The 17,553-nt window shown below is 60.2% G+C and carries 22 protein-coding genes; 8 read left to right on the top strand and 14 right to left on the bottom strand.

Features of this window, described 5'->3' with window-relative positions:
- Positions 1-4: 4 nt before the first annotated feature.
- Both NL116_RS08735 and NL116_RS08730 read left to right on the top strand, forming a co-directional pair.
- The gene (locus NL116_RS08735) at positions 5-829 is read left to right on the top strand and encodes an ion transporter (RefSeq protein WP_410921314.1); all 825 of its coding nucleotides are present in this window, start codon (positions 5-7) and stop codon (positions 827-829) included.
- A gap of 93 nt (positions 830-922) precedes the next feature.
- Entirely contained in the window at positions 923-1,921 is a 999-nt protein-coding gene (locus NL116_RS08730; RefSeq protein ID WP_494376829.1) for a sulfate ABC transporter substrate-binding protein, read from the top strand.
- Between the two features lie 65 nt (positions 1,922-1,986).
- Here the strand turns inward: NL116_RS08730 and NL116_RS08725 are convergent, their stop codons facing one another.
- Positions 1,987-2,616: a hypothetical protein gene (locus NL116_RS08725; protein WP_494376828.1), complete on the bottom strand. Its 630-nt coding sequence runs from the start codon at positions 2,614-2,616 to the stop codon at positions 1,987-1,989.
- A 238-nt stretch (positions 2,617-2,854) separates the two neighbouring features.
- Here NL116_RS08725 and NL116_RS08720 point away from each other — a divergent pair, with 238 nt between their 5' ends.
- The 4 genes from NL116_RS08720 (at position 2,855) to NL116_RS08705 (ending at position 6,124) form a co-directional block, all read left to right on the top strand.
- Positions 2,855-4,060: an MFS transporter gene (locus NL116_RS08720; RefSeq protein ID WP_494376827.1), complete on the top strand. Its 1,206-nt coding sequence runs from the start codon at positions 2,855-2,857 to the stop codon at positions 4,058-4,060.
- Between the two features lie 145 nt (positions 4,061-4,205).
- Complete coding sequence (locus NL116_RS08715) at positions 4,206-4,328, top strand: hypothetical protein (RefSeq protein WP_494376826.1); 123 nt, start codon at positions 4,206-4,208, stop codon at positions 4,326-4,328.
- Positions 4,329-4,379: 51 nt separating this feature from the next.
- The gene (locus tag NL116_RS08710; protein WP_494376825.1) at positions 4,380-5,099 is read left to right on the top strand and encodes an SDR family oxidoreductase; all 720 of its coding nucleotides are present in this window, start codon (positions 4,380-4,382) and stop codon (positions 5,097-5,099) included.
- 143 nt (positions 5,100-5,242) lie between these two features.
- The gene (locus NL116_RS08705) at positions 5,243-6,124 is read left to right on the top strand and encodes a LysR family transcriptional regulator (RefSeq protein WP_494376824.1); all 882 of its coding nucleotides are present in this window, start codon (positions 5,243-5,245) and stop codon (positions 6,122-6,124) included.
- A gap of 54 nt (positions 6,125-6,178) precedes the next feature.
- Here the strand turns inward: NL116_RS08705 and NL116_RS08700 are convergent, their stop codons facing one another.
- From NL116_RS08700 to ccmA, 10 genes are all read right to left on the bottom strand, one after another.
- Positions 6,179-6,583, bottom strand: coding sequence for a hypothetical protein (locus NL116_RS08700; RefSeq protein WP_494376823.1), 405 nt, complete (start codon positions 6,581-6,583; stop codon positions 6,179-6,181).
- A gap of 14 nt (positions 6,584-6,597) precedes the next feature.
- Positions 6,598-7,800, bottom strand: coding sequence for a c-type cytochrome biogenesis protein CcmI (gene ccmI, locus NL116_RS08695; protein ID WP_494376822.1), 1,203 nt, complete (start codon positions 7,798-7,800; stop codon positions 6,598-6,600).
- A complete protein-coding gene (locus NL116_RS08690) occupies positions 7,797-8,267 on the bottom strand; it encodes a cytochrome c-type biogenesis protein (protein ID WP_310261120.1) in 471 nt (156 codons plus the stop codon). The genes ccmI and NL116_RS08690 overlap by 4 nt, the downstream gene beginning before the upstream one ends.
- Entirely contained in the window at positions 8,264-8,800 is a 537-nt protein-coding gene (locus tag NL116_RS08685; RefSeq protein WP_494376821.1) for a DsbE family thiol:disulfide interchange protein, read from the bottom strand. The genes NL116_RS08690 and NL116_RS08685 overlap by 4 nt, the downstream gene beginning before the upstream one ends.
- Positions 8,797-10,785, bottom strand: coding sequence for a heme lyase CcmF/NrfE family subunit (locus NL116_RS08680; protein ID WP_494376820.1), 1,989 nt, complete (start codon positions 10,783-10,785; stop codon positions 8,797-8,799). The genes NL116_RS08685 and NL116_RS08680 overlap by 4 nt, the downstream gene beginning before the upstream one ends.
- A gap of 3 nt (positions 10,786-10,788) precedes the next feature.
- Positions 10,789-11,244: a cytochrome c maturation protein CcmE gene (gene ccmE, locus NL116_RS08675; protein WP_027922384.1), complete on the bottom strand. Its 456-nt coding sequence runs from the start codon at positions 11,242-11,244 to the stop codon at positions 10,789-10,791.
- The gene (gene ccmD / locus NL116_RS08670) at positions 11,241-11,417 is read right to left on the bottom strand and encodes a heme exporter protein CcmD (protein WP_008055370.1); all 177 of its coding nucleotides are present in this window, start codon (positions 11,415-11,417) and stop codon (positions 11,241-11,243) included. Before ccmD ends, ccmE begins: the two co-directional genes overlap by 4 nt.
- A complete protein-coding gene (locus NL116_RS08665; protein ID WP_007946756.1) occupies positions 11,414-12,169 on the bottom strand; it encodes a heme ABC transporter permease in 756 nt (251 codons plus the stop codon). The genes ccmD and NL116_RS08665 overlap by 4 nt, the downstream gene beginning before the upstream one ends.
- Before the next feature lie 72 nt (positions 12,170-12,241).
- Positions 12,242-12,910, bottom strand: coding sequence for a heme exporter protein CcmB (ccmB, locus tag NL116_RS08660; protein WP_494376819.1), 669 nt, complete (start codon positions 12,908-12,910; stop codon positions 12,242-12,244).
- Positions 12,907-13,542, bottom strand: coding sequence for a cytochrome c biogenesis heme-transporting ATPase CcmA (gene ccmA, locus NL116_RS08655; protein ID WP_494376818.1), 636 nt, complete (start codon positions 13,540-13,542; stop codon positions 12,907-12,909). The genes ccmB and ccmA overlap by 4 nt, the downstream gene beginning before the upstream one ends.
- A 197-nt stretch (positions 13,543-13,739) precedes the next feature.
- Between ccmA and fliK the strand changes: the two genes are divergently transcribed.
- Positions 13,740-15,338 carry a flagellar hook-length control protein FliK gene (fliK, locus tag NL116_RS08650; RefSeq protein ID WP_494376817.1) on the top strand — a complete coding sequence of 533 codons (1,599 nt, stop codon included), beginning with the start codon at positions 13,740-13,742 and terminating at the stop codon, positions 15,336-15,338.
- The gene (locus tag NL116_RS08645; RefSeq protein WP_494376816.1) at positions 15,335-15,664 is read left to right on the top strand and encodes an EscU/YscU/HrcU family type III secretion system export apparatus switch protein; all 330 of its coding nucleotides are present in this window, start codon (positions 15,335-15,337) and stop codon (positions 15,662-15,664) included. The genes fliK and NL116_RS08645 overlap by 4 nt, the downstream gene beginning before the upstream one ends.
- Positions 15,665-15,708: 44 nt before the next feature.
- Here NL116_RS08645 and NL116_RS08640 read toward each other — a convergent pair whose 3' ends face one another.
- The 3 genes from NL116_RS08640 to NL116_RS08630 form a co-directional block, all read right to left on the bottom strand.
- A complete protein-coding gene (locus NL116_RS08640; RefSeq protein WP_027922379.1) occupies positions 15,709-16,101 on the bottom strand; it encodes a DUF2802 domain-containing protein in 393 nt (130 codons plus the stop codon).
- Positions 16,102-16,587, bottom strand: coding sequence for a chemotaxis protein CheW (locus NL116_RS08635; protein WP_008155806.1), 486 nt, complete (start codon positions 16,585-16,587; stop codon positions 16,102-16,104).
- A gap of 72 nt (positions 16,588-16,659) precedes the next feature.
- Positions 16,660-17,541, bottom strand: coding sequence for a CheW domain-containing protein (locus NL116_RS08630; RefSeq protein WP_494376815.1), 882 nt, complete (start codon positions 17,539-17,541; stop codon positions 16,660-16,662).
- Between the last annotated feature and the right edge of the window lie 12 nt (positions 17,542-17,553).

The raw sequence follows: 17,553 nt of genomic DNA, 5'->3' as shown, positions 1-17,553 counted from the left end.
ATCCATGGACAGCAGCAAAAACTGGCGTGAAGAACTTTACGTCATGGTATTCCAGAGCGACACCAAGGCAGGAAGACGTTTCGACGGCATCCTGTTGTTGATCATCCTCGCCAGCATCGTCATCGTGATGCTCGACAGCATCGACGCGGTTCACCAGAACTACGCCGATCTGCTGGCGTATATCGAGTGGGGCTTCACCTTCGTTTTCGCCGTCGAATACATCCTGCGGTTGTACTGCTCACCGAAGCCGTTGCGCTACGCGTTCAGCTTTTATGGGCTGGTGGATTTGCTGGCCATCGTGCCCGGCATCCTCGCGCTGTATTACGCCGATGCGCAATACCTGCTGATTATCCGGATCATTCGGATGCTGCGGATTTTCCGCGTACTCAAGCTCAGCCCGTACCTCAAGCAAGCCAATTATCTGATGTCGGCGCTGCGCGGCAGCAAGCAGAAAATCGTGGTGTTTCTGGTCAGTGTCTGCACGCTGGTCACGGTGTTTGGCACGCTGATGTACGTGATCGAGGGCCCGGAGCACGGCTTCACCAGCATCCCCAAAGGCATCTACTGGGCAATTGTCACGCTGACCACCGTGGGCTTCGGCGACATCGTGCCGAAGACACCGTTGGGCCAGGTGATTTCGTCACTGGTGATGATCACCGGTTACTCGATCATCGCCGTGCCTACAGGGATTTTCACCGCCGAACTGGCCAACGCCATGCGCGGCGAACAGCTGCAACATGACTGCCCGGTGTGCAAGAAAAACAGCCACGAACACGGCGCGGCATTCTGCTCGCGATGCGGCAACGCACTGTTTAAGAAACTGGAATAAGCAAAGAGCTTTTTAATCTTTAAAGGCCTATGCGAGCCCGGCTATAGTCGCTGGCAAATTGCCTCACTTTTAAATTAGAACAAGGACTGCGCAGTGAAAAAACTCTTTGGCGCCTCACTTCTGGCCGCTGGCCTGGCATTGACCAGCGTGGCTCAGGCCGCCCCGACCCTGCTCAACGTTTCCTACGACGTGATGCGCGATTTCTACAAGGACTACAACACTGCCTTCCAGAAACACTGGCAAGCCGAGCACAACGAAAACATCACCCTGCAGATGTCCTTCGGCGGCTCCAGCAAACAGGCGCGTTCGGTGATCGACGGCCTGCCGGCTGACGTCATCACCATGAACATGGCGACCGACATCAACGCCCTGGCGGACAATGGCAAACTGGTGCCGGAGAACTGGGTCACGCGCCTGCCGAATAACAGCGCACCGTTTACTTCCGCCACCGTATTCATCGTCCGTAAAGGCAACCCGAAAGCCCTTAAAGACTGGCCGGATCTGCTCAAGGACGGCGTTCAGGTGATCGTGCCGAACCCGAAGACCTCGGGCAACGGTCGCTACACCTACCTGTCGGCCTGGGGCTATGTGCTGAAGAATGGCGGTGACGAGAACAAAGCCAAGGAGTTCGTTGGCAAGCTGTTCAAACAAGCGCCTGTGCTGGACACCGGCGGCCGTGCAGCCACCACGACGTTCATGACCAACCAGATCGGCGACGTGCTGGTGACCTTCGAAAACGAAGCCGAAATGATTGCCCGCGAGTTTGGTCGTGACCAGTTTGAAGTGATCTATCCAAGCGTTTCCGCCGAAGCTGAACCGCCGGTGACGGTGGTCGACAAAGTCGTCGACAAGAAAGGCACTCGCGCAGCGGCCGAGGAATACTTGAAATACCTGTGGTCGCCGGAAGGTCAGGAGATTGCGGCGGCGAACTACCTGCGTCCGCGTGACCCGGCGGTGCTGGCGAAGTACACTGATCGCTTCCCGAAAGTGGACTTCCTGTCGGTAGAGAAAACCTTTGGTGACTGGCGGACGGTGCAGAAGACTCACTTCAATGATGGCGGGATTTTTGATCAGATTTACACCGATCAGTAATTCCCGAGTGCTGTGAAAAAGGCGACCTGAACAGGTCGCCTTTTTTTGTGGCCGCTGACCGATCATTACATCGGCGGTGTCACGCCGTCTTTGCCCGCCGAGATCGATTGCGCCGTCAGCGTCCCGTCCGCACTCTGCGTCACAAACGTCACGATCTTCACCCCCACCTTCAGCAAACTGCGATCACCCGGCACCAGGTTCACAATGGGTACGTCCATCGGCACCAGAATCTTCTGCTGCCCGCCCTTGTAATTGACCGTCAACACCCGACCATTGCTGACCACCAGATCGCCGACGCTGCCATTGGTCATGCTGCTGCCCTTGACCAGATCAAACGGTCGATGCCCGTCGCCACTGCCGGCCAGTTCCGGCGGGAAGACGTGGACTTCCAGCGCCTTGAGGGTGCCATCGTCCTGAGGAATGGCCGCCGAGCCGATGTAGCTGCCGGGTTTTATGTCTTCGATGTTGGCCAGGGTGACGGCGCGGATTTTGGTGTCATTGGTCAGGTTGATGACCACGTTTTCTCCGCTGTTGGCATGGAGTTTCAACGCGTCGGGGCTGACCCCGGTGATCTCGCCGCGAACACCCATGCGCAAGCCCGGCGCGTCGGCGGCCTGGGCCAGGCCAGTGGTCAACAAGGTCATCAGAGTCAGGGCTGAAGCGCCGCGAACCAGGTGGCGAATCATCGCATTCATGGCAGTGCCTTCCGGTTATGAAACGTGAGAGAGAACATAAGCACGCTATCGAACAGGATGTAAGTGAATGTATCATCAGACTTCACATTTTTTGGACGCAAGGTGCATCAGCAAAACAGCACATGACCGGCATCACTCATTCCGCAATGGAATGATTACTATCACTTCAACCTCTCTTCCGCCGTTTGGGCTTGCCGCTTAGCCTTCGCGCATTCCCTTCCGTTCAGCGAGACCCGTTATGAATCCATCGACCCAGGCGCCCCCCGTCGCCGCGACAATGACCAAAGGCATGGTGTTGCTTTTCGCCTTCTGCTGCGGCGCCATCGTGGCCAATATTTACTATGCCCAGCCGATCATTGGCCTGATCGCGCCGGACATCGGCCTGACCAGCACCATGGCCAGCCTGATCGTTTCGCTGACGCAGATTGGCTATGCGCTGGGGTTGTTCTTTCTGGTGCCGCTGGGCGATCTGCTGGAAAACCGTCGATTGATGATCATCACCACCGTGGTGGCAATTGCCAGTTTGCTGGGCGCTGCGTTCACCGATCAGCCCAATGTGTTTTTGCTGATCTCGTTGTTGGTGGGCTTCAGCTCGGTGTCGGTGCAGATCCTGATTCCACTGGCCGCGCACCTCGCACCGGAAGAATCACGCGGCCGCGTGGTCGGCGGGATCATGGGCGGTTTGCTGCTGGGCATTCTGCTGGCTCGACCGGTGTCCAGCGTGGTGGCTGACCACTTCGGCTGGCGCGCGATGTTCATGATTGCGGCAGCGTTGATGGCGGCGATCAGCATCGTGCTCGCGCTGACCATCCCCAAGCGCCAGCCTGATCACAGTGCGTCTTATGGGCAATTGCTGGGCTCGCTGTGGACGCTGCTGCGCCAGCAACCGGTCTTGCGTCAGCGCGCGTTTTATCAGGGTTGCATGTTCGCCACCTTCAGCCTGTTCTGGACCGCTGTGCCGCTGGAACTCGCCCGCAATCATGGCCTGTCGCAAACCCAGATTGCGATCTTCGCCCTGGTCGGTGCCATCGGCGCCATCGCCGCCCCCATCGCCGGTCGCCTGGCCGATGCCGGCCACACGCGCATCGCGTCTTTGCTGGCCCTGATATTTGCCAGCCTGAGCTTTCTGCCGGCGTTCATCCATCCGGTGTACAGCGTCATTGGCCTGGCCGTGACCGGCGTGGTGCTCGACTTTTGCGTACAGATGAACATGGTCCTCGGCCAGCGCGCGGTCTACGCCCTCGACGCCAAAAGCCGCAGCCGCCTGAATGCGCTGTACATGACCAGCATCTTCATCGGTGGAGCGTTTGGTTCGTCGGTGGCCAGTGCGGTGTATGAACACGGCGGCTGGTTGTGGATCGTAATTGTCGGCAGTGCATTTCCGCTGTTAGCGTTGCTGCGGTTTTTGAGTGCTTCGCAGAAGGCTTCGTTGGCGACGGCTTAAGCCTTTAAAACATCGTCGGAACACCACTCAGAGCCCAGTTCCCACCTGTTATTCACCTGACCTGTGGGAGCGAGCCTGCTCGCGATGCGATATGACGGCAACCGCCTGAATCAAACTTTCAACATTCCCCATCCTTTGCCTGCGAATGCCGGTTTATCCCGATGCGTGCTCACTGGTCAGTGATGGCGTGATTCGTTACGCCGAGGTCAACCCGGATTACACTCAGCGTCCTGAGCCTGAAGCGATGCTTGATGCGATTCGCGGCTGACCCATTCAATTGCCGCCCGCCCCGGCGGCAGGTTCTTTCAAGGAGTGTGAAATGACCCGTCGTACTTTTCTCATCACTGGCGCCAGCAAAGGCATTGGTCGCGCGGTGGCTGAGCATCTGGATCGTGCCGGGCACCGGGTGGTCGGGATCGCCCGGACGCCTGACTTGAGTTTCCCCGGCATTCTGTTTCCGCTGGATTTGAGCGATCGGGCGCTGACGCAGGAAGTCCTGGCGGATCTGGCCAGGACGTACGAGTTTGACGGGCTGGTGAATAACGTCGGTCTGGTACGCCCGCAAGTGTTGGGCGAGATAGATCTGGATACGTTCGACGATGTGATGCGGGTCAACCTTCATTCGGCGTTGCAGGCCACCCAGGCACTGTTGCCGAACATGCGCGCCAAAGGCTGGGGTCGGGTGGTGAATATTTCCAGTTTGACGGTGCTCGGAATCACCCAACGCACGGCGTATGCGGCGGCCAAAGCGGCGCTGATCAGCTTCACGCGATCGTGGGCGCTGGAGTTGGCGCAAACCGGGGTGACCGTGAATGCCGTGGCACCGGGGCCAACCGAAACCGAATTATTCCGCGCTAACAATCCACCCGGCAGTGAGGGTGAAGCGCGGTATCTGGCGGGCGTGCCGATGGGGCGATTGGGGCAACCGCAAGAGATTGCGGCGGCGATTGCATTTTTGCTGTCCGAACAGAGCGGGTTTATCACCGGGCAAACATTGTTCGTCGACGGCGGCGCGTCCATCGGCAAAGCCGCGTTCTAACCAACATCCCCCCTGCAGGAATGAGCCTGCTCGCGATGGCTGCCTGACATCCAACGACGATGTTGGCTGTCTGGACCTCATCGCGAGCAGGCGCATTCCTGCAGAGGACTTCCTAAAGGCATCAGACCGCACAAGGGCTTCAAATGGACCGCCTCGCCGCAATGGAAACCTTCGTCTACGTCGTGGAAACCGGTTCGTTTTCCGCCGCCGCCCGGCGCCTGAATATCGGCCAACCCGCTGTGTCGAAGGCCATTTTGCAACTCGAATCACGCCTGGCCGTGCGACTGCTATTGCGCTCGACCCGAGGCCTGACGCCCACCGAGGCCGGCCTGGCGTTTTTTGAACGCGCCAAACGTGCCATCGAAGAAGCCGACGAGGCCGACAACGCCGCGCGCGGTGCCGCCAGCAGGCTCACCGGCAACCTGCGCATTTGCGCCGCCGTGACCTTCGGCCGAATACATATCGTGCCGCACCTCGGACCTTTCCTCGATCAGAACCCGGACCTGAACATCGACCTGCTGCTCGACGACCGCAACCTCAATCTGGTCGAAGAAGGTGTCGACGTCGCCCTGCGCATGGGCGCCCTGAACGATTCCGGACTCACCGCCCGCAAGATCGCCGAATGCCGACGTGTTGTACTCGGCACACCGGCCTACTTCGAAAAACACGGCAAGCCCGCCTGCCCGGCTGACCTGTGCAAACACCAGGCGGTGGTCTACGCCCTGGGCGGCGGCGCCAACTGGCAATTTCGCAAGGCGAGCGAAGAGCAGTCCGTGATCATCAACGGCCGAATTCGCGCTAGCGCGGCAGAGGGCTTGCGTGAAGCGGTCCTCGCCGATCTGGGGCTGACCATGGCCTCCGAATGGATGTTTGCCCCGGAACTGGCCAGTGGTGCCGTCAGGGAAGTGATGACGGATTGGACCCTGCCGAACCAGGACTTGTGGGCGGTGTTTCCAACCGGAAGAATGGCGAGCGCGAAGGCTCGGGCGTTTGTGGAGTATGTGCAGGGGTTGTTAGTGAAATAGAACCTGAACAGGACTCAAGCGGCAAAACGGCGATCCTCAGATCGCCGTTTTCATTTACTGGCCGAATTGCCGTCCCAACCCGCCCGGCACACCATGGATATCCGTGTCTTCCCACGGCCCGTCGGGGCTGACCGAACGGCTCCAGCCGTTGTTCCAGCGGTAGTAGGTGCGCTGGCGGTAGAAGGTGTTGGTTTGATCATCCAGCACATAGACGCCCAGCTTGGCATCCCAATGGCTGTTGCCACCCGGTGGTGGTGCGAAGCTGGCGGAGGTGCGAGGCATCGGTTTGGCCGGCTTGGCAGGGATGCCCGGTTTGCCCGGTGAGGGTGTCGTGGACGGTGTAGGCCTTGGTTGCGACGGCGGGATCGGTGGTGGTGTCGTCGGCTCTGGCCGTTGGACCGCACATGCACTCAACCCCAAAACCAGACTGAGCAGGGTGATACGAGCAATAGCGGTCATGGCGGTGCTTCCTGTTATTTGTCCGGGCTGTCGATGGTCAGTGTCTGCGTCGCGGTGGTGCTGCTGGCCAGAGGCTGGCTGCGACCGACCCATTCACCGGCAGTCGGCTGGCCGGCACGGGAGACGCGCGCAACCAGTTGGACTTCAGGAAAGTTCGACAGTTTCAACTGCGGCATCATTGCGTCGGCATCACCCAGTTCGACAGTCACCGGCAAGTCGGCCACGGTCAGGCGTTTGGCCGCCAGCGGTGCGGGTGGACCGGAGGTGGCGCGGGCGAAGATGAAGACGCTGTCGCCCGGCTGGACCTTTGCTTTGAGCGCTGGCGCCAGGTCTACAGTGACTTTCAGCAACGCTGCTGCCTTGGCCGCAGGGGCCTGGGCAACCTTGCCGCCGCTGGCTTCCAGCTTCTCGGTGGCCCGGGTGATACCGCCTTGCAGGGCGGCGCGGGAGCTGTCCTCGGGTGGCAGCTGCGCCAACAGGCGATTCCAATAGTCGATGGCGTCCTGGTAACGCTGGGCTTCGAAGGCCGCGATGCCAAGCAAGCCAAGGCTGGTGACTTCCTTCGGATCGGCCTTCAGCGCTTCATCGGTCAGTGCCTGGATTTTGTCCGACCACTTTTTGCCATCGGCAAAGTATTGGGCCTGAGCCCATTGGCCGAGCAGTTCCGGTTGACGACCGGCCAGGTTAACCGTGCGCTCAAAGATCTTCGCTGCATCGCCGGGGCGGTCCTGAGCCATGTAGGTGCGACCGAGGAAATACAGGCCTTCAGCTGACTCCGGTTGAGCGGCGACGGCGCGTTCCAGGCGACGGGTCATCTCTTCCATCGATTGCGGCGCCTGGGAAAATTCGCGGGTCAGTTCGACTTTGTCGCTGGCGCCGAAATGCAGGTACAAGCCAAGGCCGAGCACCGGAACCAATACCGCCGCCAGCAACGGCAACGGCTTGCCGAGGCGCCCCACGCGAGGCGCCGCAACGCCTTCGGTATCGGCGAGCAGCTCACGGGCCGCTTCGGCACGGCCGGTGTCCATTTGCCCGGCGTCAAGCACGCCCTCTTCCTGCTGAGTCTGCAACTCAGCCACGCGCTCTTGGTACAGCGCGACGTTCAGGGCGGTACGATCCTCTTCGAGTTGTGCGCGACGACCGCGCAAAACCGGGATCAACAGAAAACTCAGGGCAACCAGAAGTAGCAGACCTGCAGCGAGCCAGAAATCAATCATTCTTGGTTTTTATCCAACAGGTGGTCGAGGCGCTCACGCTCCTCGGCAGAAAGCGCGTCCGGGGTGTCGGCGCGTTGAACGCGACGACGGCGGACGATCACGGCGATGATCACAAAACCACCCAGCAACAGGCCGGCCGGGCCGAACCAGAGCAAAGCAGTCTTGGCGTTGAGTGCGGGTTTGTAACGGACGAAATCACCGTAGCGATCGACCATGAAATCGATGATCTGCTGGTTGTCCTTGCCCTCGCCGAGCATGCGGAAAATCTCTTTGCGCAGGTCGGCGGCAATCGGTGCGTTGGAATCGGCGATGTCCTGATTCTGGCACTTGGGGCAACGCAGCTCTTTGGTCAGCTCGCGAAAACGCTCGCGATCACCTTCTTTGGCGAACTCGTAGGTATCGATGGCGGCGTGTGCCACGCCGGCCATGCTCAAGCCCAATACCGCGGCGGCTATCCAGCGCTTCATGGTTTGGCCTCATCGACCAGCGCCTGATACTTGGCCGCCAGTTTTTCGCGCCAGACCTGCTCGTCGATCACGCCGACAAACTTGTCGCGGATGATGCCCTTGGCGTCGATGAAAAAGGTTTCCGGCGCACCATACACACCGAGGTTCAAGCCCAGGGTGCCGGCGTCGTCACGGATGTCCAGTTGATACGGGTTATGGAATTCCGCCAGCCACTTCAAGGCGTCGGCGTTGACGTCCTTGTAGTTGATGCCATAAATCACCACGCCCTGCTGGGCCAGTTTATTCAGCACCGGGTGTTCGACCCGGCAGGAAATGCACCAGGTGCCCCAGACGTTGACCAGCGCCGGTTTACCCACGATGTCAGCCTTGGTCAGGGTCTTGTCGCCCTGCACGCTCGGCAGGGAAAACTCCGGAAACGGCTTGTTGATCATCGCCGAAGGCAACTCGGCCGGGTCGAGGTACAACCCGCGATACAGGAAAACAGCCACCACCAGAAAAATAATCAGTGGCAACAGCATCAACCAACGTCTCATGCAGTGGCTCCCGTCATGCCCAATGCTTCACGCACCCGGCTTTTCACCTTGACCCGATAACGCCTGTCCAGTGCCGCCAGCAACCCGCCAAAGCCTGTCAGCAGACCACCGAACCAGATCCAGCGCACGAACGGTTTGACGTGAACACGCACGGCCCAGGCGCCATCGCCCAGCGGTTCGCCAAGGGCGACGTAGAGGTCACGGGTGAAACCGGCATCGATCCCGGCTTCGGTCATCACCGAATTCTGCACGGTGTACAGGCGTTTTTCCGGGTGCAGTACGCTGACTTCCTTGCCGTCGCGGATCACCCGAACGGTGCCCTTGTCGGAGGTGAAGTTCGGGCCTTCGAAGTGTTTGGCACCTTCGAACACGAAGTGATAACCGGCCAGGTCCATGGACTCGCCCGGTGCCAGGCGCAAGTCGCGCTCGGCACTGTTCTGGCTCGACAACACGACACCCAGCGCGCACACGGCGATGCCGAGGTGAGCGATCTGCATGCCCCAATAACTGCGGGTCAGGGTCGGCAGGCCCTTGATCAGGCCTTTGTGACGGGTCTTGTCGAGGATATCCCGGACACCGGCGAGCAATACCCACGCCGCGAGCATGAAGGTAGCGATCACTGCCCAGTTGAAATCGCCGTAAGCGACGCCGGCCACAACCGCCAGCGCAGCGCTGCCGAGCAATACCGGCGTGAGCATGCTCATCAGCCATTTGACCGGGGTGTCTTTCCAGCGCACCAGCATGCCGACCGCCATCACCACCATCAGCAATGCCATCAACGGAATGAACAGCGCATTGAAATACGGCGGGCCGACGGACAGTTTGGCGCCGGTCATCGCGTCGAGAATCAGCGGGTACAAGGTGCCGAGCAAGATCATCGAAGCCGCCACCACCAGCACCAGATTGTTACCCAGCAACAGGGTTTCCCGAGACCAGAGATTGAAGCCGACCTGGCTCTTGACCACCGGAGCGCGCAAGGCGAACAGCGTCAGCGAACCGCCGACTACAAACAGCAGGAAAATCAGGATGAACACACCGCGCTCAGGGTCAGACGCAAACGCGTGAACCGAGGTCAGCACGCCGGAACGCACAAGGAACGTACCGAGCAAACTCAGCGAGAACGCGGCGATGGCCAGCAACACGGTCCAGCTCTTGAACACCCCACGTTTTTCCGTGACGGCCAGCGAATGAATCAGCGCCGTGCCCACCAGCCAAGGCATGAAGGAGGCGTTTTCCACTGGGTCCCAGAACCACCAGCCGCCCCAGCCGAGTTCGTAATAAGCCCACCACGAACCGAGGGTGATGCCGATACCGAGGAAGGCCCAGGCGACGATGGTCCACGGACGTGACCAACGTGCCCATGCTGCGTCAAGGCGACCGCCCATCAGCGCGGCGATGGCAAAAGCGAAGGCTACCGAGAAACCGACGTAACCCATGTACAGCATCGGCGGGTGAACGATCAGGCCGATGTCTTGCAGCAACGGATTGAGGTCGGCGCCATCACTGGGCACTTGCGGCAGAATGCGCTTGAACGGGTTGGACGTGAGGATCAGGAACAGCAGGAAACCGGTGCTGATCATGCCCATCACGGCCAACACGCGGGCCAGCATGACCTGCGGCAGTTGCCGGGAGAACACCGACACCGCGAAGGTCCAGCCGCCGAGAATCAATGCCCACAGCAGCAACGACCCTTCGTGCGCGCCCCACACGGCGCTGAATTTGTAGTACCACGGCAAGGCGCTGTTGGAGTTGCTCGCGACGTAGGCGACCGAGAAGTCGTCGGTCATGAACGCGTAGGTCAGGCACCCGAAGGCAACCACGAGGAAGGTGAACTGGCCCCAGGCAGCGGGTTGAGCAAGGCCCATCCACAAGCGGTCACCGCGCCAGGCACCGAGCAGCGGCACCACGGCCTGAACCAGCGCGAAACACAGCGCCAGAATCATGGCCAGATGGCCGAGTTCAGGGATAAAGATTCCAGACGTCATCAATTAACCCTCTTTGGCTTGTGTGGGCGCCGACTGGCCACTGTCTTTCAGGGCCTTGGTCACTTCCGGCGGCATGTATTTCTCATCGTGTTTGGCCAGCACTTCGTCAGCCACCACCACGCCGTCGGCGTTGATTTTGCCCAGGGCAACGATGCCCTGCCCTTCACGGAACAGGTCCGGAAGAATGCCGCGATAGGTAATGGTCACGGATTTATTGAAGTCAGTGACGACGAATTTGACGTCCAGCGAATCGCCGGAACGTTGCAGCGAACCTTTTTCGACCATGCCGCCCGCACGGATGCGCGTGTCTTGCGGCGCTTCGCCATTGGCGATCTGGGTCGGGGTGTAAAACAGATTGATGTTCTGCTGCAGGGCGCTCAGGGCCAGGCCGACGGCTGCGCCGACACCCACCAGGATCGCGAGAATGATGATAAGACGCTTTTTGCGCAGCGGATTCACTTGCCGTTCTCCCGGCGCAGACGACGCGCCTCTTGTTGCAGATACCGCTTGCGGGCCAGGATCGGCGCCGCCACGTTAAGGGCCAGCACCGCCAGGCAGATGCCATAGGCGGACCAGACATACAGGCCGTGATGGCCCATGGCGAGAAAGTCGCCGAATGAAGCAAAACTCATCGAGCGGCCTCCAGACTGTTCTGTACTTCGGCCTTGACCCAGCTGGCGCGCGCTTCACGCTTGAGCACTTCAAGGCGCATGCGCAGCAACAGGACCGCGCCGAAGAAACAGTAGAACCCCAGTACCGTCAGCAGCAGTGGCAGCCACATCTCGGCGGGCATCGCCGGTTTTTCGGTGAGGGTGAAGGTCGCGCCCTGGTGCAGGGTGTTCCACCACTCCACCGAGTACTTGATGATCGGGATGTTAATCACGCCGACAATCGCCAGCACCGCACAGGCTTTGGCAGCGCTGTCACGATTGCTGATGGCGTTGCCCAGCGCAATAAGACCGAAGTACAGAAACAGCAGAATCAACATGGACGTCAGTCGCGCATCCCAGACCCACCACGAGCCCCAGGTCGGTTTGCCCCAGATCGCGCCAGTGACCAGCGCCACGGCGGTCATCCAGGCACCGATGGGCGCCGCGCATTGCAAGGCGACGTCGGCCAGTTTCATCTTCCAGACCAGCCCGACGATGCCGCACACGGCCAGCATCACATAGCAGGACTGCGCCAACATGGCGGCCGGAACGTGGATATAGATGATGCGAAAGCTGTTGCCTTGCTGATAGTCGGGCGGCGCGAAGGCCAGGCCCCAAACGACACCGACGCCGATCAGCAGCAACGCTGCGACGCTCAGCCAGGGCAGCAGTTTGCCGCTGATGCCGTAAAACCATTTGGGCGAGCCGAGCTTGTGAAACCACGTCCAGTTCATACTGTTTCCATCACGGTTGCCCTTCGCTGTGAAAGGCTGGGTCTTTACTGGTTAAATTTTAACCAGACCTCATTATTCGCCGACGCTGATCTTCAGGCCAGCAGCTATTGCAAAAGGTGTCAGGGTTATCGCCAAGGCGGTCAGGCTACCAAGCCACAAGAGATAACCGGTCGCCGGCATACCCTGCAAGGCTGCCTGCAAGGCGCCACTGCCGAGAATCAACACCGGGATGTACAGCGGCAGAATCAACAGTGCCAGCAACAGGCCACCGCGCTTCAATCCTACCGTCAGGGCTGCGCCCACCGCACCGAGCAGGCTCAGCACCGGTGTACCCAGCAATAGAGAAAGCAGCAACACCGGCAGACAGCCGGCAGGTAAACCGAGCATCAACGCCAGCAATGGCGCGAGCAAAACCAGTGCCAGGCCAGAGAAGGCCCAGTGTGCCAGTACCTTGGCCAAAACCAGAAGAGGCAGGGGGTGCGACGAAAGGACCCACTGCTCAAGCGAGCCGTCTTCGAAATCACTGCGGAAAAGCCCGTCCAGCGAGAGCAGGACCGATAAAAGCGCGGCCACCCAGACCAGTCCCGGAGACAAGGTTTGCAACAATTGAGCCTCGGGGCCGACCGCCAACGGGAACAACGCTACCACGATGGCGAAGAACACCAGCGGGTTAGCCAGTTCCGCAGGACGGCGAAACAATAAACGGGCCTCACGGGCGACCAACAGGCCGAAAACACTCATACGGCCCAATTCCCCAGATCAATGTCGCGATAGCCGGCCGGCATCCGGGTCAGCGTGTGGTGCGTGGTCAAGACGACCATGCCGCCCCGCTCGCAGTGCGCGGCCAGGTGTTCTTCAAGTTGCGCCACGCCTTGTTTATCAAGGGCAGTGAACGGTTCATCGAGTATCCACAACGGCGGGCTGTCGAGGTACAACCGCGCCAACGCCACGCGACGATGCTGACCCGCAGACAGGGTGTGGCAGGGAACGTCCTCGAAACCGCGCAGTCCGACCGCTGCCAGTGCTTGCCAGATGGCCTCATGGGAAGCCGGATGATGCAGGGCGCAGAGCCAGCTGAGGTTTTCCTCGGGGGTCAGCAGTTCCTTGATACCGGCGGCATGACCGATCCACAGCAGGTTGCGCGCCAGCTCAAGACGTTGCTCATTGAGCGGCTGGCCATTGAGCAGCACCTGACCGGCGGTCGGCTGCATCAGGCCGCACAGCAGGCGCAACAGGCTGGTCTTGCCACTGCCGTTGGGGCCGCTGATTTGCAACATTTCGCCACTGGCCAGTCTCAAATCGAGATTTTCGAAGAGCAGCCGAAGGTCTCGCTCACAAGCGAGGGCAACGGTTTGCAGGACTGGGCTGGTCAAGGGATCACGGGCCTTTTGCGGTTCAAGTCGGCGGCGCAGCGGCCGCTAAAGAGATGCAGCATAGATGCATTGGCGGTCTGTTCTAGAGAGCTGCGTCAAACAATTGCAATGTTTTCGCCACTCCCCGAAAGACGGGCGGCATTATACATGCCATACCCTACTCTAAAGAGTGCATTTTCCTCAGGTTGTGACCGCGTATGACAGGCGAAATGAATATCCTCCCGCTACCCCAGACCACGCCTGCGACTTCGCGGCCGCTGGTGGTCAGTGGCGACCTGCTGAAGTTGCTGACGCCCATGGAGGGCCTGATCTCCGTCGGGCAAACCGCCAAGGCTGAAGTGCTGTCGCTCAAGCAGACGGATCAGACTTTTCAACTGCTGCTCAAAGTCACCCTCGACAACGGTCGCCAGACCACCGTCCAAGCCACGAGCACCCAGCCGCTCCCCCAAGGCACGAGCCTGGCGATTACCCAGCCGTCAGCCAGCAATCTGGCCATCACGGTGCAGCAGGCCATCGCTTCCAGCATCGCCACCCTCACCCGCATCGACACGGCGCAAGTGCCGGTCGGCACCTTGCTGCAAGGCAAAGTGCTGACCTCACAGGTGCTACCGCAGGTGCCAGGACAACCGACGGTGTTTCGTTCGATGGTGAGCTTGTTGAACACAGTGCTGAGCGGCAGCACCCTGAGCATCGACAGCCCGACGCCGCTGCGCATCGGCACATTGTTGAGCGCGATGGTGCAAGACACCCAGACGCTGAAATTCGTCCCGTTGAGCAGCCGCCAGGAACAATTGGCCGTGACCCACCAATTGGTCAGCCAGCAAAGCCGCCAGGGCTCGTTGGATGGTTTGATCAAAGTCCTGCAAAACCTGCCATTGCCTGCGCCGTCGTCGCCGGCTTCCTCGGACCAGACCTCCAGCGACCTGCGCGTTGCCGTGGAAAAACTCCTCGCCGGTTTGCCGGATGTTCAGCAACTGAGTACGCCAAAGGGCCTGGCTCAAGCGCTGGCCAGCAGCGGCCTGTTCCTCGAAGCGAAATTGCTGACCGGACAAAACCCGACGCTGGCGCCGGACATGAAGGGCGATTTGCTCAAGCTGATCGCGCAACTGACACCGGGGCTTCCAGCCAACACCAACCTCAATGCACTCATCGCTGCCAACACATTGGTGCAGGCAATGCCAAGTTTCGTGCGCAGCGCCCTCGGCATGCTCGGCCAGGTTAGCGCCAAACCGCTGCCGACCAGTTTCCCGCTGCCCGAACGCCTGCTGCAACGCCAGGACGGTGAAGGTGATCTGGAGCACTTGCTGCGATTGGCGGCGGCGGCGGTTTCGCGCCTGCAAAGCCATCAACTGTCGAGCCTGGAGCAAACCGGCCTGACGGACGATGGGCGGCTGATCAGTACCTGGCAGCTGGAAATCCCGATGCGCAACTTGCAGGACATCGTGCCATTACAGGTCAAGTTCCAGCGCGAAGAAGCGCCCGAGAAAGAACAACCGCAAGAACGCCGTGACGAACGCGAGCCGAAGCAGCCATTGTGGCGCGTCGACCTCGCGTTCGACATGGAACCGCTTGGCCCGTTGCAGATTCAGGCGCAGCTGATCAAGGGCAGCCTGTCCAGCCAGCTCTGGGCCGAACGCCCGTACACCGCGAGCTTGATTGAAAACAACCTGGCCGGGCTGCGCCAACGCCTGCTGGACTCCGGGCTGAACGTCGGCGATCTGGATTGCCACCTGGGCAAACCGCCACAAGGCCCGCAAACCCGACTCGAACAACGCTGGGTCGACGAAACCGCATGAAAAACCCCAACACCCCGCGTCAGGCCATCGCCCTCAAATACGACGGCAGCCACGCTCCGACCCTCACGGCCAAAGGTGACGAAGCACTGGCGGAAGAAATTCTGCGGATCGCCCGCGACTACGAAGTGCCGATCTACGAAAACGCCGAACTGGTGAAACTGCTGGCGCGGATGGAGTTGGGCGAGAGTATTCCGGAGGAGTTGTACCGCACGATTGCCGAGATCATTGCGTTTGCCTGGAACCTGAAGGGCAAGTTTCCGGCGGGGCATGATCCGCAGGCGGTCATGGTTGAGAAGGACATTACAGATCGAGGGGATGATTACTGAGTTTGATCGTTCCCACGCTCTGTGGGAACGATCTCTGAAAGGCGTCAGTTTTTGTGAAGCTTGCGCATCAACTCCGCCTCAGCCTGGGTCAACCCGCAGGACTGAGTGAGCTCATCCACCGTAGCGCCCATCCCGACCAGTCGCGCCGCCTGGGCAAACGACAGGCTCGACGGGTCGCGCTGTTCCAGTTGCGCCAGTTTGTCCGGCAGCGGGCCGACCACCGCGCGCAACTCGTGCAGGTCTTCACCCATGCGCACGTTGCCGCGCTGATAGTCGTCCACGCGTTTGGCCAGGTCTTTGATACGCTGATCCCGCAGCGCATCGCCCTGAGCCTGTTGCGCGGCGATCAATCGTTGACCGCGAATGTACGCCAGAAACATCGCCAGCGTGCCTGCCCAAAACAGGAACAGGACAATGACCGCTACCTCAAGAATCAATCAGATGTTCTCCAGGTCCGACCATTCTTCTTCGCTCATCATCTTGTCCAGCTCGACCAGGATCAGCAGTTCGTTGTTCTTGTTGCACACGCCTTGAATGAACTTGGCCGATTCTTCGTTACCGACGTTTGGCGCGGTTTCGATTTCCGACTGACGCAGGTAAACCACTTCAGCCACGCTGTCGACCATGATCCCGACGACTTGCTTGTCGGCTTCGATGATGACGATACGGGTGTTGTCGCTGATCTCGGCGTTCATCAGGCCGAAGCGCTGACGGGTATCGATCACGGTGACCACGTTACCGCGCAGGTTAATGATGCCCAGCACGTAGGACGGGGCACCCGGGACCGGGGCGATTTCGGTGTAGCGCAGGACTTCCTGAACGCGCATCACGTTGATGCCGTAGGTTTCGTTGTCCAGCTTGAAGGTTACCCATTGCAGGATCGGATCTTCGGAACCCTTTGCATTCGTCGCTTGATTACTCATACCTGACCCCTCGAAAAACCGCCTTGGCGGTGTGTGTTCTGTGCGTCGGCAGTGACTGCCGTTGCGTGTTTTTTATGTTGGTTTGTGAGCCGGTTTCTTGATGCTGCTCAGGTGCTTTGCCCCGCCGCTGGCGATCAACTCGGCCAGCGCGGAAACGTCGAGCAACGCACACATGTGTTCGATCACGGTGCCCGCCAACCACGGTCGTTGACCACGGTGGCTGCGCCATTTGATTTCGTTGGGATCCAGGCGCAACGAGCGGCTGACCTGATGCACTGCCAGCCCCCACTCATAGCCCTGAACCGAAATGACGTATTGCAGGCCCTGGCGGAAGTCATCGCGGTAGCGGTCGGGCATGACCCAACGCGCGGTATCGAGGACCTTAAGGTTGCCGGCCTGGCTCGGGAGAATCCCGAGGAACCACTCCGGCTGACCGAACAGCGGCGTCAGCTCGTGACCGGCCAACGAATAAATCGAACCCAGGCACACCAGCGGTACCGCCAGCGTCAGGCCGGCGACATCGAACAACAGGCATTCGAAGGGCTCGGCGGCCCACGATGGACGGCCGTCAGTGTCGACCGGAGGCGGCGTGTTGCTCGGTGGGAGATGAACGTCCACGACCGGCGGCACCAGCGTTTGCAGCAACGGTGCAATGGTCGATACCGGCGCGAGGATCGGTGCCGGTGCTTCCATGACAGGCGCAGGCTCTTTCGCCACTGGCGCAGCCGCAAGAGCAATCACCGGCTCAGCAGCCACCACACCAGGACGCGCGTCACGCGCCTGTTCTTCGAGCACCGCCAACTGAAACTCGTCGAGGGTGCCTTCAGGCTCGATCACTTCGACGGGCGCTTCCATAGCCGGCGCCAGCTCCTCGGTCGCGTCCTGCAGCAAGCTGTCCAGATAGCTCTGGAGTGCCAGTTGCGGGCGAGAGGTGATTTTCACCGGCCGATTCATTTAAGCACCACG

It is taken from the genome of Pseudomonas sp. FBCC-B1667 (assembly GCF_059133255.1).
Note: the sequence above shows the minus strand (reverse complement) of the source record. Positions and strands in the feature narration are given on the sequence as shown.

Bases quoted from the DNA above. Each gene is read 5' to 3' on its own strand.
- NL116_RS08735 (WP_410921314.1), top strand. From the start codon at position 5: ATGGACAGCAGCAAAAACTGGCGTGAAGAACTTTACGTCATGGTATTC.
- NL116_RS08725 (WP_494376828.1), bottom strand. From the start codon at position 2,616: ATGAATGCGATGATTCGCCACCTGGTTCGCGGCGCTTCAGCCCTGACT.
- NL116_RS08720 (WP_494376827.1), top strand. From the start codon at position 2,855: ATGAATCCATCGACCCAGGCGCCCCCCGTCGCCGCGACAATGACCAAA.
- NL116_RS08715 (WP_494376826.1), top strand. From the start codon at position 4,206: ATGCCGGTTTATCCCGATGCGTGCTCACTGGTCAGTGATGGCGTGATT.
- NL116_RS08710 (WP_494376825.1), top strand. From the start codon at position 4,380: ATGACCCGTCGTACTTTTCTCATCACTGGCGCCAGCAAAGGCATTGGT.
- NL116_RS08705 (WP_494376824.1), top strand. From the start codon at position 5,243: ATGGACCGCCTCGCCGCAATGGAAACCTTCGTCTACGTCGTGGAAACC.
- NL116_RS08700 (WP_494376823.1), bottom strand. From the start codon at position 6,583: ATGACCGCTATTGCTCGTATCACCCTGCTCAGTCTGGTTTTGGGGTTG.
- ccmI (WP_494376822.1), bottom strand. From the start codon at position 7,800: ATGATTGATTTCTGGCTCGCTGCAGGTCTGCTACTTCTGGTTGCCCTG.
- NL116_RS08690 (WP_310261120.1), bottom strand. From the start codon at position 8,267: ATGAAGCGCTGGATAGCCGCCGCGGTATTGGGCTTGAGCATGGCCGGC.
- NL116_RS08685 (WP_494376821.1), bottom strand. From the start codon at position 8,800: ATGAGACGTTGGTTGATGCTGTTGCCACTGATTATTTTTCTGGTGGTG.
- NL116_RS08680 (WP_494376820.1), bottom strand. From the start codon at position 10,785: ATGACGTCTGGAATCTTTATCCCTGAACTCGGCCATCTGGCCATGATT.
- ccmD (WP_008055370.1), bottom strand. From the start codon at position 11,417: ATGAGTTTTGCTTCATTCGGCGACTTTCTCGCCATGGGCCATCACGGC.
- NL116_RS08665 (WP_007946756.1), bottom strand. From the start codon at position 12,169: ATGAACTGGACGTGGTTTCACAAGCTCGGCTCGCCCAAATGGTTTTAC.
- ccmB (WP_494376819.1), bottom strand. From the start codon at position 12,910: ATGAGTGTTTTCGGCCTGTTGGTCGCCCGTGAGGCCCGTTTATTGTTT.
- fliK (WP_494376817.1), top strand. From the start codon at position 13,740: ATGACAGGCGAAATGAATATCCTCCCGCTACCCCAGACCACGCCTGCG.
- NL116_RS08645 (WP_494376816.1), top strand. From the start codon at position 15,335: ATGAAAAACCCCAACACCCCGCGTCAGGCCATCGCCCTCAAATACGAC.
- NL116_RS08635 (WP_008155806.1), bottom strand. From the start codon at position 16,587: ATGAGTAATCAAGCGACGAATGCAAAGGGTTCCGAAGATCCGATCCTG.
- NL116_RS08630 (WP_494376815.1), bottom strand. From the start codon at position 17,541: ATGAATCGGCCGGTGAAAATCACCTCTCGCCCGCAACTGGCACTCCAG.